The 16,018-nt window shown below is 69.6% G+C and carries 15 protein-coding genes; 11 read left to right on the top strand and 4 right to left on the bottom strand.

Annotated elements, in window-relative coordinates; genetic code table 11:
- Positions 1-66 precede the first annotated feature (66 nt).
- Together ACZ5U5_RS01815 and ACZ5U5_RS01810 are read right to left on the bottom strand one after the other, a co-directional pair.
- Positions 67-1,512 (bottom strand): glyceraldehyde-3-phosphate dehydrogenase, encoded by a 1,446-nt coding sequence (locus ACZ5U5_RS01815; RefSeq protein WP_469014995.1) that lies wholly within the window; start codon positions 1,510-1,512, stop codon positions 67-69.
- A 95-nt stretch (positions 1,513-1,607) separates the two neighbouring features.
- A complete protein-coding gene (locus ACZ5U5_RS01810) occupies positions 1,608-2,570 on the bottom strand; it encodes an SMP-30/gluconolactonase/LRE family protein (protein WP_469014993.1) in 963 nt (320 codons plus the stop codon).
- Positions 2,571-2,869: 299 nt separating this feature from the next.
- Between ACZ5U5_RS01810 and ACZ5U5_RS01805 the strand changes: the two genes are divergently transcribed.
- From ACZ5U5_RS01805 to ACZ5U5_RS01770, 8 genes are all read left to right on the top strand, one after another.
- A complete protein-coding gene (locus ACZ5U5_RS01805) occupies positions 2,870-4,234 on the top strand; it encodes an FAD-dependent oxidoreductase (protein ID WP_469014991.1) in 1,365 nt (454 codons plus the stop codon).
- A gap of 182 nt (positions 4,235-4,416) precedes the next feature.
- Positions 4,417-5,160 (top strand): class I SAM-dependent methyltransferase, encoded by a 744-nt coding sequence (locus tag ACZ5U5_RS01800; RefSeq protein ID WP_469014989.1) that lies wholly within the window; start codon positions 4,417-4,419, stop codon positions 5,158-5,160.
- Positions 5,161-5,279: 119 nt separating this feature from the next.
- Positions 5,280-6,395: a FecCD family ABC transporter permease gene (locus ACZ5U5_RS01795; protein WP_469014986.1), complete on the top strand. Its 1,116-nt coding sequence runs from the start codon at positions 5,280-5,282 to the stop codon at positions 6,393-6,395.
- Entirely contained in the window at positions 6,396-7,211 is an 816-nt protein-coding gene (locus ACZ5U5_RS01790) for an ABC transporter ATP-binding protein (protein ID WP_469014985.1), read from the top strand.
- On the top strand, positions 7,208-8,215 hold the full coding sequence (locus ACZ5U5_RS01785; protein ID WP_469014984.1) for an ABC transporter substrate-binding protein: 1,008 nt from the start codon (positions 7,208-7,210) through the stop codon (positions 8,213-8,215). The genes ACZ5U5_RS01790 and ACZ5U5_RS01785 overlap by 4 nt, the downstream gene beginning before the upstream one ends.
- A gap of 68 nt (positions 8,216-8,283) precedes the next feature.
- On the top strand, positions 8,284-9,321 hold the full coding sequence (locus ACZ5U5_RS01780) for a pyridoxal-phosphate dependent enzyme (protein WP_469016856.1): 1,038 nt from the start codon (positions 8,284-8,286) through the stop codon (positions 9,319-9,321).
- Positions 9,318-10,544, top strand: coding sequence for an ATP-grasp domain-containing protein (locus tag ACZ5U5_RS01775; protein ID WP_469014981.1), 1,227 nt, complete (start codon positions 9,318-9,320; stop codon positions 10,542-10,544). Before ACZ5U5_RS01780 ends, ACZ5U5_RS01775 begins: the two co-directional genes overlap by 4 nt.
- Positions 10,541-11,761, top strand: coding sequence for an MFS transporter (locus ACZ5U5_RS01770; protein ID WP_469014980.1), 1,221 nt, complete (start codon positions 10,541-10,543; stop codon positions 11,759-11,761). Before ACZ5U5_RS01775 ends, ACZ5U5_RS01770 begins: the two co-directional genes overlap by 4 nt.
- Here ACZ5U5_RS01770 and ACZ5U5_RS01765 read toward each other — a convergent pair.
- Positions 11,742-12,209, bottom strand: coding sequence for a nuclear transport factor 2 family protein (locus ACZ5U5_RS01765; RefSeq protein ID WP_469014979.1), 468 nt, complete (start codon positions 12,207-12,209; stop codon positions 11,742-11,744). The genes ACZ5U5_RS01770 and ACZ5U5_RS01765 overlap by 20 nt on opposite strands.
- Before the next feature lie 162 nt (positions 12,210-12,371).
- Between ACZ5U5_RS01765 and ACZ5U5_RS01760 the strand changes: the two genes are divergently transcribed.
- On the top strand, positions 12,372-12,923 hold the full coding sequence (locus tag ACZ5U5_RS01760) for a TetR/AcrR family transcriptional regulator (RefSeq protein ID WP_469014976.1): 552 nt from the start codon (positions 12,372-12,374) through the stop codon (positions 12,921-12,923).
- Positions 12,924-12,951: 28 nt separating this feature from the next.
- Positions 12,952-13,380 carry a nitroreductase/quinone reductase family protein gene (locus ACZ5U5_RS01755; RefSeq protein ID WP_469014975.1) on the top strand — a complete coding sequence of 143 codons (429 nt, stop codon included), beginning with the start codon at positions 12,952-12,954 and terminating at the stop codon, positions 13,378-13,380.
- A gap of 2 nt (positions 13,381-13,382) precedes the next feature.
- On the opposite strand, the gene ACZ5U5_RS01750 is transcribed toward ACZ5U5_RS01755, so the two are convergent.
- Complete coding sequence (locus ACZ5U5_RS01750; protein WP_469014974.1) at positions 13,383-14,762, bottom strand: alpha-amylase; 1,380 nt, start codon at positions 14,760-14,762, stop codon at positions 13,383-13,385.
- Between the two features lie 332 nt (positions 14,763-15,094).
- Between ACZ5U5_RS01750 and ACZ5U5_RS01745 the strand changes: the two genes are divergently transcribed.
- Positions 15,095-16,009: an AurF N-oxygenase family protein gene (locus tag ACZ5U5_RS01745; protein WP_469014971.1), complete on the top strand. Its 915-nt coding sequence runs from the start codon at positions 15,095-15,097 to the stop codon at positions 16,007-16,009.
- Positions 16,010-16,018 lie beyond the last annotated feature (9 nt).

Genomic DNA, 16,018 nt, shown 5'->3' with positions numbered 1-16,018 from the left:
GCGAGACAGCGGTGGGGCGGCAAGGGAATCCCTTGCCGCCCCCCCCGCCGGGTCGTACCGCCGGGATCAGACCACCGGCACCGGGTACGTCGGGTACTCCACGCCGGAGACGTGCTGGACGACGCGGATGACCTGGCACGAGTAGCCGAACTCGTTGTCGTACCAGAGGTAGAGGATCGCGTTGTCGCCGTCGACCTTGGTGGCGCCCGCGTCGACGATCGAGGCGTGCCGCGAACCGACGAAGTCCATGGAGACGGCGTCGGGAGCGGTCGTGAAGTCGATCTGGCGCTTCAGCGGCGAGTGCAGCGAGACGTCGCGGAGGTGCTCGAGGACCTCTTCGCGGGTGGTCTCGCGGCCCAGGCGCAGGCTCAGGATGGCGATCGAGACGTCCGGGACGGGGACGCGGATCGAGCTGCCGGTGATGGGCGCCTTGAGGTCGGGCAGCGCCTTGGCGACGGCGGAGGCGGCGCCGGTCTCGGTGATGACCATGTTCAGCGGCGCGGAGCGGCCGCGGCGGTCGGCCTTGTGGAAGTTGTCCAGGAGGTTCTGGTCGTTGGTGAACGAGTGGACGGTCTCCACGTGGCCGCGCAGCACGCCGTACTCGTCGGCCATCGCCTTGAGCGGCGGGACGATCGCGTTGGTGGTGCAGGAGGCGCAGGACAGGATCTGCTCGTCCGGCTTGATCGTGTCGTGGTTGACGCCGTGCACGATGTTCGGGACATCGCCCTTGCCCGGCGCGGTCAGGACGACCTTGTCGATACCGGGGCGCAGGTGCTGGGAGAGCCCCTCGCGGTCGCGCCACTTGCCGGTGTTGTCGATGAGGATGGCGTCCTTGATGCCGTACGCCGTGTAGTCGACCTCGGAGGGGTCGTTGGCGTAGATCACCTTGATCTCGTTGCCGTTGGCGATGATCGTGCTCTTCGCCTCGTCGACGGTGATCGTGCCCTGGAACTGGCCGTGGATGGAGTCGCGGCGCAGCAGCGAGGCGCGCTTGACGATGTCCTGTTCACCGCCCTTGCGGACGACGACGGCGCGCAGGCGCAGGCCGTTGCCGGAGCCGGCCTTCTCGATGAGCAGGCGGGCGACGAGGCGGCCGATGCGGCCGAAGCCGTACAGGACGACGTCGCGTCCCTCGCGGCTCTCGATCTTGTTGGCGCCCGTGGCACCGGCGACGGCCTCGGCGGTGAACTCCGCCACCGACATGCCGCGGTCGTCGGTCCTGTACGCCTCGGCGAGCAGTCCGACATCGATCTGCGAAGGACCGAGATCGAGCGTGGTGAGAGCCTGCAGGAACGGCAGCGTCTCGGTGACGGAGAGCTCCGCACCGGCTATCTGTCGCGCGAATCGGTGGGTCTTGAGGAGGCTGACCACCGACTTGTTCACCAAGGAGCGGCTGTGGAGCAGGACGGTCACGTCCCGCTCGCGGTGCAGCTTCCCGATGATCGGGATCATCGACTCCGCGATCTCCTCGCGGTGCTTCCAATTGGTGAACGAGTCGTCATTGACAGTCACAGGAGTATCTTTCGAGCTAGGCGGCGCTCATATGCTAACCCGATGCCTCCTTTGATCTTGCAATGGGTGCCGCCTGCCCGTGCTTCAGGGGGGATTCAGAGGGAAACGGCGACGGCGTTGAACGTCGTCCCGGGCTCCTGCGGGCTGGTGAAGCGGGCGTTGACCAGATAGAGGCGCTCGCCCCAGCGGGCCGCGGTGGTGGGGACGTCGAAGCGGGGGTCGGTGATCGTGCGGCGCAGGGTGGCGGTGCCCGCCGCGGCGTCGAGGCGGAAGACGCTGATCAGGTTCAGCCGGTTCTGTACGACGTAAAGGGTGCGGCCGAGGCGGAGGAGGCCGTCGCCGTTGACCACGTTGTCCGCGCCGACCAGCGTGATCTCGGTGGCGTACCCCGTCTTGAGGCGTACGCGGTAGAGCTTTCCCGGCGAGCTGCTGACGACGATCAGGCCGCGGCCGTCCGGTGTGCCGACGATGCCGTTCGCGTTGATCGCGTCCGGTGTCTGCACCCAGTCGCCGCCGAGCGGCAGCGCGCGAACCCTGCCCTTGCGGCCGCGCGGCACCCCGTACAGCACGCCGTCGCGCGAGTCGGTGAACCAGGCGCGGTCGCCGAGCAGCGTGACGTCGTTGATGAAGTGACCGGCGGCTTCCGTCAGCTGATAGGTGTGCACGAGCTTGCGGGTGCGGGTGTCGATGACCCGGGCGACCCCGGTGTTCCCGGCGATGTAGAGGAGGCCGTCGTCGTCCGCCTTCAGGCCGACCGCGACCGTGCCGGCCGCCCCCGCGTAGAAGACCTCGCCCCGGCCGGTGCGCAGGTCGGTGCGGTACACGGCGCCGTTGGCGCGCGAGCCCATGTAGGCGTACGGCTGCTTTCTGCCGATGGTGATCCCCTCGGGCAGGAAGCCGTCGGGGAGGGGGAACTCGGTCGGCCATGCGGCGCCCCGCGGCGTGGTGGTCGCAGCGGCCGTTCCGGCGCCGGTCGCCGCCGTGAGGGCGGCGAGGGTGGCGCCGCCGAGGACGGTGCGCCGGGACGGCTGGGGGTGGTTCCGGTGATCACGGGTCATGGTTCCGGGCCTCCGGGAAGGGCGGGGATGGATACCGAAGGCCCCAACTCGGTTGCACCCCCGGCCAGTTGACAACGAGACGCCGCTCGCCGGAGTTCCCTCGCGCCCCGGGGGCCTCTTCATGCTCCGGTGGGTGGCGCGGTGCCGCGCGCAAGGCGGGTGGGAGACTCAAACCCTGCCTTCGCGACCCCATAAGCCGTCCTTATGAGGTCATAGGCCAAGGCCGGGTACTAACTTAGGATGCCTTAGTTTAGGCTTCCCCACGAGCCCCATGTCTTCGCTCGAAGGGAAACCTGATCATGTCTCGCCCTCTGCGGGTAGCCGTTGTCGGAGCCGGTCCGGCCGGCATCTACGCCGCCGACGCGCTGCTGAAATCCGCAGTGGCGGTCGAGCCCGGTGTGTCGATCGACCTTTTCGAGCGGATGCCCGCGCCCTTCGGCCTCATCCGCTATGGCGTCGCCCCCGACCACCCCCGGATCAAGGGCATCATCACGGCCCTGCATCAGGTCCTGGACAAGCCTCAGATCCGCTTCTTCGGCAATGTCGACTACCCGAATGACATCGACCTCGACGACCTGCGCAGCTTCTACGACGCGGTGATCTTCTCCACCGGCGCGACGGCCGACCGGGCGCTCGACATCCCCGGCATCGACCTCGACGGCTCGCACGGCGCAGCTGACTTCGTCTCCTGGTACGACGGACACCCCGACGTGCCGCGCACCTGGCCGCTCGACGCGGAGAAGGTCGCCGTCCTCGGCGTCGGCAACGTGGCCCTGGACGTGGCCCGCATCCTGGCCAAGACCGCCGAAGAGCTCCTGCCGACCGAGATCCCGGCCAACGTCCACGAGGGCCTCAAGGCCAACAAGGCGCGGGAGGTCCACGTCTTCGGGCGCCGCGGCCCCGCGCAGGCCAAATTCAGCCCGATGGAGCTGCGGGAGCTCGACCACTCCCCGAACATCGAGGTCATCGTCGACCCCGAGGACATCGACTACGACGACGGCTCGATCGCGACCCGGCGCGGCAACAAGCAGGCCGACATGGTGGCCAAGACGCTGGAGAACTGGGCCATCCGCGACATCGGCGAGCGCCCGCACAAGCTGTTCCTGCACTTCTTCGAGTCGCCGACCGAGATCCTCGGCGAGGACGGCAAGGTCGTCGGCCTGCGCACCGAGCGCACCGCCCTCGACGGCACCGGCAACGTCAAGGGCACCGGCGAGTTCAAGGACTGGGACCTCGGCGCCGTCTACCGCGCCGTGGGCTACCTCTCCGACGAGCTGCCCAAGCTGCCCTGGGACGTCGCGTCGGGCACCGTGCCCGACAAGGGCGGCCGGGTCATCGAGGAGACCGGCGAGCACCTGCGGTCCACGTACGTCACCGGCTGGATCCGCCGCGGCCCCGTCGGCCTGATCGGTCACACCAAGGGCGACGCCAACGAGACGGTCGCCAGCCTCATCGACGACCACGTGAACGCCCGCCTCCACACGCCCACCGCCCCCGACCCGGCAGCCGTCGAGGCCTTCCTCGGTGAGCGGAACGTCCGCTTCACCACGTGGGAGGGCTGGTACCGCCTGGACGCCGCGGAAAAGGCACTCGGCGCGGCCGAGGAACGCGAGCGCGTGAAGATCGTCGAGCGCGAGGACATGCTCAAGGCGAGCGGGGCCTAGTCGCACTGACCCGGGAGGCCGGGGACGCGGTCGTCGCACGGCCGATACGTGGCCGGCCTCTGGGCGCGCCGAGTTGGGTGGCCCAACTGAACGACCAGAGCTGACCGGGAACCAGAAGCGTTTCGCGGCCGACCACTGGTGAGCACGTTCCGAGCGGCTCACTGGATCGAGGTTGCGGCAGCATGCACTGGTACGAGGACGACGGGTTCTGGTCCGACTTCTCCGAGACGATGTTCTCCGAGCGGCGGCGGGCGGAGACGGCGGACATCGTCGCCCGCTCGCCGCTGCTCGCCTTCCCGGCGGGCAGCCGCGTCCTCGACCTGTGCTGCGGTCCCGGCCTCTACCTCGCGCCGCTGGCGCGCCGCGGCTACACGGTCACGGGGGTGGACCTCAGCGCCGCGCTGCTGAAGCGCGCCGAGGCGGCATGTGCGGACGCCGGGGTCGATGTACGCCTGATCCGGGCCGACATGCTCACCCACGTCGAGCCCCGGTCGTACGACGTGGTGCTGAACGTCTTCACCTCCTTCGGCTACTTCGACGACGCGCGGGACAACTACCAGGTGCTGCGCAACGCCTACGAATCGCTGCTGCCCGGCGGGCACCTGGTGATCGACGTGATGGGCAAGGAAGTGCTCGCCGGCTGGATCGGCCGCCCCCAAGTCGTCGAGCTCGACGGCGCGTACGTGGTCCAGCGCGACACCATCCTGGACAGCTGGACGCGGCTGCGGACCGACTGGACCCTCGTGCGGGACGGGATCGCGCGCGAGGCCTCGATCACCTCCTTCCTCTACAGCGCGGCCGAACTGCGCACGCTCTTCGAGGACGCCGGATTCACCGGCGTGGAGTGCTTCGGCGGCTTCGACGAAGAGCCCTACGACCAGCATTCGCGACGCCTGATCGTCCGTGGGACCAAGCCCGGCCTGTGACCGGGGAAGTCCGTGAATCTCCGGGAACTCCGCGGCGATGCCCGCCGACTACTGGAGCGTGCCGCACCGCGCAGGAGCGGCCGCGTCAGTGCGAACACCCCAGCGGGCGAAGGGACTTCATGACCGAGGCCACATCCGAGGCCCCAACGGGGACCGCCTCCCCAGAGGCAGCCCCCGACGGGACACCGACCGGCAGAGCAGGCCGCGGCCGGCTACTGACCACGCTGACCGTGCTCTCCGTGACCCTGGTCGTCTCCGTCCTCGCCGGGATCGCCCTTGGGCCCACCGTCGTGCCGCTCGGAGACGTCGTACGGTTCCTGACCGCCGCCCTCACCGGCGGCAGCATCGGGGCCGACGACGTCACCGGCTACTCCATCGTCTGGCACGTGCGCACCCCACGGGTGCTGCTCGCGGCCGTGGTGGGGGCGGGGCTCTCGGTCGTCGGCGTCGCCATCCAGGCGCTGGTGCGCAACGCCCTCGCGGACCCGTTCGTCCTCGGCATCTCCTCCGGCGCCTCCGTCGGGGCCACCGCGGTCGTGGTGTTCGGGGTGTTCGCCGGCCTCGGTGTCTACGCGCTGTCCGCCGCCGCGTTCCTCGGGGCGCTCGGAGCCACCGTCCTTGTGTATCTGGCGGCGCGTGGGCCGCTCGGTCTGACGCCGTTGCGCCTGGTCCTCACCGGTGTCGCGCTGGCGTACGGGTTCCAGGCGCTGATGAGCGTGCTGGTGTTCCTCTCGCCGAACGGCCAGGCCGCCCGCACGGTCCTCTTCTGGCTGCTCGGCAGTCTCGGCTCGGCGTCCTGGGAGTCGCTGCCGCTCGCGGCCGGCGCCGTCCTGGTGACGGTCGTGGTGCTGCTGCGCCAGAGCAGGTCCCTCGACGTGCTGTCGCTGGGGGACGAGACCGCCGCCAGCCTGGGCGTGGACGCGGAGGCACTGCGGCGCCGCCTCTTCCTCCTCACGGCGGCGGTCACCGGGCTCATCGTCGCGGTCAGCGGCGCGATCGGCTTCGTCGGGCTCGTCCTGCCCCATGTCGTGCGCATCCTCGTCGGCTCCACGCACCGCCGGGTGCTCGCCGTCGCGCCCCTCGCCGGTGCCTGCTTCCTGGTCTGGGTCGACCTCGTCGCCCGCACTGCCTTCGCCCCCGAGGAACTGCCGCTCGGAGTCATCACCGCGTTGATCGGCGTACCGGTGTTCATCGTGCTGATGCGCCGCCGCGGCTATCTGTTCGGAGGCCGGTAAATGACCCTCGTACTGCGGGATCTGACGGTCGAGGCGGCGGGGCGTGCCCTGGTCGACCGGCTGAGCATCGAGGTGGCGGCCGGGCGGATCGTCGGAGTCGTCGGTCCCAACGGCAGCGGCAAGTCCACCGCCCTGCGCTGCGTCTACCGCGCGCTGAGGCCCACGTCAGGCGCCGTGCTCCTGGACGGCGCGGACCTGACATCCCTCAAGCTCCGCGACAGCGCCCGCTCCATCGCCGCGCTCACCCAGGAGAGCCACACCGAACTCGACTTCACGGTCGGGGAGGTCGTGGCCCTCGGCCGCGCCCCGCACGCCAGCGGCAACCAGCCCCTGACCGCACGCGAACAAGCCCTGTGCCGAGAGGCGATGGACCGCTTGGACGTCACCCACCTCGCCGCCCGCAGTGTGCTCACCCTCTCCGGGGGCGAGCGGCAGCGCGTTCTCGTGGCACGCGCCCTCGTCCAGGAACCCCGCGTCCTGGTCCTCGACGAGCCCACCAACCACCTGGACATCCGCCACCAGGTGGAGCTCCTCTCCTTCCTGCGCGGATCGGGCCTCACGGTGCTCACGGCCCTGCACGACCTCAACCTGGCGGCCGCGGCCTGCGACACCATCGCCGTCCTCAGTTCCGGCTCCCTGGTCGCCACCGGCACCCCGTCGGACGTCCTGAACCCCGAGCTGATCCGCAAGGTGTTCGGCGTCGACGCCACCGTCGTGCACCACCCCCGTACCGGGGTGCCCCAACTCGTCTACGACCTCGCCCCCACCGGCGCCCCGGCCCCCGCCGACGCCCTGGCAGAAGGACCGCACTCATGATCCGACCCCCACTGCCCCGCACCCTGGCAGCCGCCGCGCTCCTGGCGACCGGGCTTCTGACCACCGGCTGCGGCGCCGAGGTGGAGCCGTCGGCGAAGAGCAAGGCGCAGACGGTCACCGTCTCCAACTGCGGCAAGGACGTCACCTACACCCAACCGAAACGGCCGGTGGCCTACGACGTCAGTGGCGCCGAGAAGATGTTCTCCCTGGGCCTCGCCGACCGCATGCGCGGCTACGTCATGAACAAGCTCGGCGACCCCTCCATCAAGGGCTCGCCCTGGCGCGAGGACTACAACGACGTGGAGCGCCTGGGCACCGAGCGCATCACCCGCGAGATCGTGGCCGACGCCAAGGCCGACTTCGTCCTCGCCGGCTGGAACTCCGGCTTCAGCGAGGAGCGCGGCATCACGCCCGCCCTCCTGAAGAAGGTCGGGTCCGCCAGCTATCTGCACACCGAGACGTGCTGGGACTACGGCGACAAGAGCGTCGACGTCACACCCCTGGAGGCGCTCTACACGGACCTCGACAACCTGGGCCGGATCTTCGGCGTGGAGAAGCGCGCCGAAAAGCTCGTCAGCGACCTCAAGGGACGCGTCACCGCGCTGAAGAAGACCTGGCCCGAGAAGGGCGACCCGGCCAAGGTCTTCGTCTACGACTCGGGCACCGACCAGCCCTTCACCGCCGGGCGGCATGCCGCACCGAACGACATCATCAAGGCCGCGGGCGCCACGAACGTCTTCGACGACCTGGACAAGGGCTGGACGACGGTGGGCTGGGAGCCGGTGATCAAGGCGAAGACCGAGGTCATCGTCATCATCGACTACGCCGACCAGCCCGCCAGGGAGAAGATCGCGTACCTGAAGTCGCTCGACAGCCTGAAGTCGGTCCCGGCCGTCAAGAGGAACCGCTTCTTCGTGATGTCCTACGGCGACGCCGTCAGCGGCCCGCGCAACGTCAAGGGCGCCGAAGACCTGGGCGGCTACCTCCGGTCGGTCGGACGGTGACCCCCTTGCGCACGGCCGCGCCCCCGGCGTCCACCGCCGCCACCGTGCACGGACACATCACCGACGCGATGAAGACCCCCGACCTGCTGCGGCTCTCCGACAACGTCGTTCTCGCACGCTTCGAGACGATGAAGGTGTACGCGGCGCTCGGCGCGGTCCGCACCCTCCTGGAACGCGGGGCCGTACGGCCCGGCCAGACCCTCGTCGACAGCTCCAGCGGCATCTACGCACTCGCCCTCGCCATGGCCTGTCACCGCTACGGGCTCGGCTGTCACATCGTGGCCTCCACCACCGTCGACGCGGCGATGCGGGCCCAGCTGGAGATCCTTGGCGCCACGGTGGACCAGATGCCGCCCTCCGACAGCCTGCGGCTCGACCAGGAGCGACGCGTGCACCGCGTGCGCCAACTGCTCGCCGAGCGAAGCGACTTGCACTGGATGCGCCAGTATCACGACGGCGTCCACTACGCGGGTTACGAGGAGTTCGCGGACCTCGTCGAGGGGGCGCTGCCCGATGCCCCGCTCACCGTGGTCGGCGCCGTCGGCACCGGGGCGTCTACCGGCGGGCTCGTCCAGCCCTTGCGTCAACGCGGACGTGAGGTACGGCTGTTGGGCCTTCAGCCCTTCGGCAGCGTCACGTTCGGGAGCGAGGACTTCCACGATCCCGAGGCGATCATCGCCGGGATCGGCAGCTCCATCCCCTTCGACAACGTCCGCCACGACCTGTACGACGCCCTCCACTGGGTGGACTTCCGGCACGCCATGGCGGGAGCCGTCGATCTGCTGCGCGCCCACGCGGTGTTCGCCGGTCTCTCCACCGGTGCGGCGCACCTCGTCACGGCCTGGGAGGCGGCCCGCAACCCGGACCGGACGCATCTGGTGATCGGCGCCGACACCGGACACCGCTACACCGAGCGGGTCTTCTCCCGGCACCAGGAGGCGCTCGACCCGCGGACCCTCAAGCCGCACCAGATCACGGACCTGGCCGATCTCGCGCTGCCGTGGTCGTCGATGGAGTGGAACCGGCGGAGCTACGACGTACGCACGAAGCAGTCCGACAAGCACGCCAAGCACGCCAAGCACGAGAAGGAGGGACAGGCATCGTGACGATCGCCGCCCTGGAAGCACTCACCTTCGGCCTCGGACGGCTTGTCGAGGCGGCCGACGCCGCAGGGCACCGGCTCTGCCTGCTCACGGGTGACCGCGCCGTCTACCGGCATGAACTGGAGCGCCTGGAACCGGGTGCACTCGACATCGTCGACGTGGACACCCGTGACATGGCCGCGTGCGCCGAGGCCCTTGCCGCCGTACCGGGCCTGAAGGGGCTCATCAACTCGACCGACACCTGGAGCGTGCCCGGCGCGGACCTCGCCGCCCGACTCGGCCTGCCGGGACCCGACCCGGCAGCGGTCCGCGTCCTGCGGGACAAGTCCCGGGTGCGCAACCTCCTGCACGAACAGAACCTGAGCCGAGGCTCCGCCCTCTCGATCCCGGCCGAGCCCGCGGCGGCCGAAGCGGTGCTCCGGCAGATCGGCCTGCCGGTGGTCCTCAAGGACTCGGCGGGCACCTCGTCCCGCAACGTCTGGCTGGTCCGCGACGAGCGGCAGCTGCACGCCGCTCTCCGTGAAGCCTCCCGACGCGCCTTCTCCGGGCGGCTGTTCGCGGAGCCCTTCTTCGCCGGGCCCGTCTACAGCGCGGAGACGCTCGGCTGGGCGGGCGAGACGAAGCTCCTGGGGGTGCTCAGCCGCCAGATGTCCGCCGAGCCGTCCGTCCGCGAGGAGGCCGCCTCCTTCCCCGTCGCCCTGCCGGAAGGAGAGTTCAACCTGATCCAGGACTGGGTGGGGCGCGTCCTCGCGACCGCGGGTCACGACGAGGGCTTCGCGCACGTCGAGTTCGTCCTCACCACCGAAGGACCGGAGCTCGTCGAGATCAACCGCCGCATCGGCGGCGCGCTCGTCGGCGAGGCGCTGTGCCGCGCCTTGCGCACCAACGTGTACGACGCGGTGATCGCCGTCGCGCTCGGCCTGCGTCCGGCCCTGTTCGACGTACCGGCGGCCACCGGCCCCGCCACGGGCTTCGTCCTCGTCTATCCCGACCGGCCCGGCACCCTCACCGGATGGACCGGCCTGGACGGCCTCGCCGCCTTCCCCGGCTCGCCCGAGTGGTACCCCACCGCGGCCCCCGGCGACCACCTGGAACACATGAATGATCAACGCGGCTGCACCGGGATCGTCCTGGCTGAGGGCGCGACGGCCGAACTCGCCCTGCACCGTGCGCTCAGCGCGGCCGGGAGCATACGTCCGCTCGTCGCCGCCGACGCCCAGGAGTGACACTCCTGGGCAAGCCGCGCGGGCGCCTGCGATCGGGCATCGCGCGGCTCACCGGGCCGCAACGCTTCCTGCTCGCGGGGTCGTTCCTGATCCCGCTGGGCAGTTTCGCCGTCCTGCCCTTCATGTCGGTGCTGCTGCACGAGCGGCTCGGCATGGGGCTCGGCACGGTCGGCGTCGTACTGGCCGTCGCCTCGCTGGTGCAGTTCTCGGGCGGAGTGGTGGGCGGCGCGGTCGCCGAACGCATCGGGCTGCGGCACACGATGCTGCTCGCCCTGACGATCCGCACGGCGGGCTTCGCCTGCTTCCTTCCCGGCCTGCGCCACCCGGTAGCCGCCGTCTTCGCCCTCTTCCTGGTGTCGGTCGGCGCCGCCCTCTACCTGCCCGCCAACAAGGCATACTTGATCCACGAGGTCGACGCCGGGCAGCGCCCCTTGTTGCTGTCCGCGAGCGGCTCGGCCCTGAACGCGGGCATCGCCCTGGGGCCGCTGGCCGCGGCGCCCTTCGTCCTCAGCGCCTCCGCCGGGCTGTTCACCGCGGTGACCGTGCTGTTCGCGGTGATCACCGTGGGCCATGGTCTGCTGCCGGCCGAGAGCCCGGACCACAGGCGGAGTGCCGGAACTGGACAGGAACAGCCGCCTCCACGCCGGAAGAGGGCGTTCGCCGGTCTAGCCGTGCTGCCCTTCACCACCACCGTGCTGAGCCTGTACGTGTTCATGTTCTTCCAGCACTACCTCGCGCTGTACGCGGTGCCCCGCACATCGACCACGTACTACGGACTGGTCCTCGCGCTCTACGCCCTGCTGCTCGTCGTCGCGCAGCCGCTCCTATCGGACCGGATCGCACGCCTTCCCTACGTCCGGGCGCTGTGGCTCGGGTTCGGCGCGATGGCCGCGGGGATGGCCACGCTCGCCGTCGGCAACCACGCCGCGATCATGGCCGGTGCCCTGCTCGTATGCCTCGGTGAGATCGTCCTCTTCTTCAAGAACGACCTCGAGGCCCTCGACCGTTCGCCGCGCGCGCCGGCGGTCGTGTTCGGCCACCAGCGGCTCGCGGCCGGGATCGGGGCTTTCGCCAGCGGGATCATGGGAGGCGCGGGCTACCAGCTGGCCGAACGCGGCGGCAGCGCCGGTCTCTTCTGGGCCGCGGTGGCCGCGCAGTGCGTACTGCTGCCGCTGCTTCTGAGTCGCTGGGTCGCGGTCAGAGGCCGAGGTCGCTGAGGCCGGGGTGGTCGTCGGGGCGGCGGCCGAGCGGCCAGTGGTATTTGCGGTCGGACTCCTCGATGGGCAGGTCGTTGATGGACGCGTGCCGGGCCCGCATCAGGCCGTCGTCGTCGAACTCCCAGTTCTCGTTGCCGTACGAGCGGTACCAGTGGCCGGAGTCGTCATGCCATTCGTAGGCGAAGCGCACCGCGATGCGGTGGCCGTCGTGCGCCCACAGTTCCTTGATGAGGCGGTAGTCGAGCTCCCGGTCCCACTTGCGGGAGAGGAAGGCGGCGATGGCGGTACGCCCCGTGACGAACTCCGCGCGGTTCCGCCAGCGGGAGTCCTTGCTGTAGGCGAGGGCCACCTTCTCGGGATCGCGGGAGTTCCAGCCGTCCTCGGCGAGGCGGACCTTCTCGGTCGCGGTCTCCCGGGTGAACGGCGGAACGGGTGGACGGGTGCTCATGGCTGGCTCCTCGGGTTGAGGGGGAGAGGGACGGCGAGAACGATCGTTCTCCGTCAAGGCCGCCCACGATAGGAGAACGGACGTTCTCGCGCAACGGTGCGGTGGCGTGCGATCCCGTAGTAGCCTGAGAGAACGTACGTTCTCACCCTTCCCGGGAGTCTCATGGATCGCGCCGAAGCGGAAGTCAGGCTGCTCGACGCCGCCGACGAGCTCTTCTACGAGCGAGGAGTCCAGGCCGTGGGCATGGATCAGGTGCGTACGGCATCCGGAGTGTCGCTCAAGCGCCTCTACCAGGTCTTCCCGTCGAAATCGGAGCTGGTCCGCGCGTGGCTCGAACGGCGCGACCGCCGCTGGAGGGCGCGGCTCGCCGAGTACGCCGACGCCCGGCCCGCGGGCGCGGAGCGTGTCCTCGCGGTCTATGACTGGCTCTACGAGTGGTTCCGTGAGCCGGACTTCCGGGGTTGTGCGTTCATCAACTCCTTCGGTGAACTCGGGTCCGTCGACCCGGCGGTGGCCGACACCGTCCGGGCGCACAAGCGCGCCTTCCATGACTACATGTCGGGACTTGTGGCCGCGGCGGGCGAATCGGGGCGTACTGTCGGCCCGTTGGTCCTGCTCGCGGAGGGGGCCATGACCGCGGCCGCCATATCCGGCTCGCCCGAACCGGCGCGCCAGGCCCGGCAAGGCGCGGTTCAGTTGCTGGCCGCGCGGTGACCGCCGTGGCCCGACAGGAAGAAGGCTGATGGCGAAGACGTATCGCGTCGGATTCGGGACGCGTCTCATCAACGGAGTGTTCCAGGCGATGACCCGGCGAGGGATGGGCAAGAGCTACCGGTACGTCCTGACCGTGCGCGGCAGGAAGTCGGGCCGCCTGTTCTCCACGCCGGTCGACGTGATGTCGGCCGGGGGTGAGCGCTGGGTCGTCGGCGCCTACGGGGTGAGCAACTGGGTGCGCAACGCCCGCGCGGCCGGGCAGATCGAGCTCAGCAGGGGCGGCACGTCGCAGACCGTGCGCGTGATCGAGCTCGGCCCTGAGGAAAGCGTCCCCGTCCTTCGCCAGTACTGGCGCGAAGTGCCCGTCACCCGCCCCTACTTCGACGTGACGGGCGACTCGACGGACGAAGAGTTCGCCGCCGAGTCGCCACGTCACCCGGTGTTCCGCCTGGCGTAGGGTCAGCCCGCCTTCGCCCCGGTGTGCAGGGCCAGTGCGCTGCGGGCGGGCAGGGTGGTCTCGATCTTTCCGTCGTCCCCGACGGTGACCGTGTTGCCCTCGCAGTTGTCCGCCGGCGCCTTGGCGACATTGCAGTAGGTGCCGCCGGGCAGAGACGTCGCGAAGGTCTGGGTCAGCTCGCCGTCGCCGTTGTTGAGGGCCAGGAAACCCTTGGCGCCGCGGCCGAATGCGAGGGCGCTGCCGCCGTTGTCCCACCAGTCGGTCAGTTCAGCTGTGCCCACCTCGTTGCGGAACCCGACGAGGCCGGTGATCGCCTGCTGGGTGTGGGTGTTCGTCCAGCCGTCCGCGCCGCTGGGCGGGCCCGCGTCCTTCTCGGACCACTCGTAGCCGGAGTACACGTTCGGTGAGCCGTAGGGGGACGCGAGCATGAAGACGTTGGCCAGGGCGTAGGTCGCACCGTCCTTGTAGGTGAGCGTCGAGCCGTTGCGCTCGGTGTCCCAGTTGTCGACGAACGTACGGGCCGATCCGCTGCCCAGTTTGCCGTCCGCGATCGATTTCAGCTGCGCTATGTCGCCGCCCTGGAAGGCGCTCTTGAGGTGCCCGCCGTAGCGGAACTCGTCGACGTCGCCGACCCCGGTGTACTCGTCGGGCTGGACGGCCTCGCCGCCCCCGTGGATGACTTCCGACACCCAGAACCCGGGGTCGCTCATCTTGCCCTTGATGGCGGCGACGTCATCGGCGGCCATGTGTTTGGCGGCATCGATGCGGAAGCCGTCCACGCCGAGGGACCGCAGGTCGTCCAGGTAGGCGGCGATGGTGCTCCGTACCGCGTCGCTGCCGGTGTCGAGGTCGGCCAGGCCCACCAGCTCGCAGTTCTGGACGTTGTCACGGCTGGTGTAGTCGTTGATGCTCGTGCGGCAGGTGTGGAAGTCCGCGTCCCGGAAGGAGCCGGGATACTCGTATTTGCCGTACGCGGTGCCACCCGTGCCCGTGCCGGAGCCCGCTGCCATGTGGTTGATGACCGCGTCCGCGATGACCTTGACGCCCGCCTGATGACAGGCGTCGACCATGCTCTTGAAGGCGGCGCGGTCGCCGAGGCGGCCCGCGATCTTGTAACTGACGGGCTGGTACGAGGTCCACCACTGGTCACCCTGTATGTGCTCGGAGGCGGGCGACACCTGGACGTAGCCGTAGCCCGACGGGCCCAGCTGCTCCGTGCAGGCCTTGCCCACGTCCGCGAACTTCCGCTCGAACATGGTGGCGGTGACGGTCTTCTCGCCGGGCGGTGTTGCCTGCGACTGCCAGGGCGCGAACGTCGCGAGACCGGCCGCGGCCAGGACCCCGGCCGACGTCGCGCCAAGCAGGCGGGAACGGTACTGCATGCTGCGGCTCCTTCGAGACCGGGCACAGCTGTGCCCAAAGAAGGCAACTACTCGTGGGGGAGGCTGCCGTGGGGGGATTCCGAAGGGGAGCCTGCCTCGCACCCATGTACGCGTCAATGCTTTCTGCAAGATATTTCAACTACCCCGGATGTGACCGGGTTTGTTGCTGCAAGAACTTGCGTCGATTCACTTCTTACTCAGGGGTAGGCTCGCCGCTTTCCTTGTTATACGGTCTGTCTAACAAGCGGGCCGCGGCGCGTTGCGGGACGGCGCCCCGGTCCGTTGCCTGAGCGAACAAGAGAACGTACGCATCAGAGTCAAGGAGCCGCAGCATGGCAAGCAGCACTGTTCGGCCGGCAGCGCAGGATCACCCCGAAGAAGACGACGTGGCCCGGCGGTTGCTCGACTCGGCCGCCGAGCTGGCCTACGACCCGGCCACCGAAGTGGACTGGCAGACCCCCCTCGACCGCGACTTCCACGGCGCGAGCCCGGAATGGTGCTCCCTGTACGGCACGGCCTACTGGCAGGAGATGACCGAGGCGCAGCGCAAGGAGCTGACGCGGCAGGAAGCCGCGTCGGTGGCCAGCACGGGCATCTGGTTCGAGATGATTCTCCAGCAAATGGTGCTCCGCGACGTCTACATGAAGGACCCGGCCAGCGACGAAGTGCAGTGGGCCCTCACCGAGATAGCCGAGGAGTGCCGGCACTCGATCATGTTCGCCCGCGGCGCCCGGAAGCTGGGCGCGCCCGCCTACCGGCCCAAGCGGTTCGCGATGGAACTCGGACGCGCCTTCAAGGCGGTGGCCTTCGGTGAGGCGGCCTACGCCGCGATCCTCGTGGCCGAAGAGGTGCTCGACGTCATGCAGCGCGACTGGATGCGCGACGAGCGTGTCGTGCCGTTCGTCCGCACGATCAACAACATCCATGTCGTCGAGGAATCCCGGCACATGAAGTTCGCCCGCGACCAGACGACCAAGCGGCTCTCCGGAGCAGGCCCGCTGCGCCGCCAGATCAACGCCTTCGTCGTCGCCATCGCCTCGTACTACATCGTCACCAGCATGGTGAACCCCAAGGTGTACGAGAACGCCGGGCTCGACGAGAAGCGTGCCCTCGCCGAGGCGAAGGCCAACGAACACCACAAGTCCATGATGCGGTCCAGCTGTTCGGGCCTGATGGAGTTCCTGGCTTCCTCCCGGCTGCTCACCAAGCCGGCACTCGCCTTCTACAAGCGCGCCCACCTCATCTGAGCCAGTCTC

The sequence above is a fragment of the Streptomyces sp. NPDC033177 genome (assembly GCF_055577715.1).
Note: the sequence above shows the minus strand (reverse complement) of the source record. Positions and strands in the feature narration are given on the sequence as shown.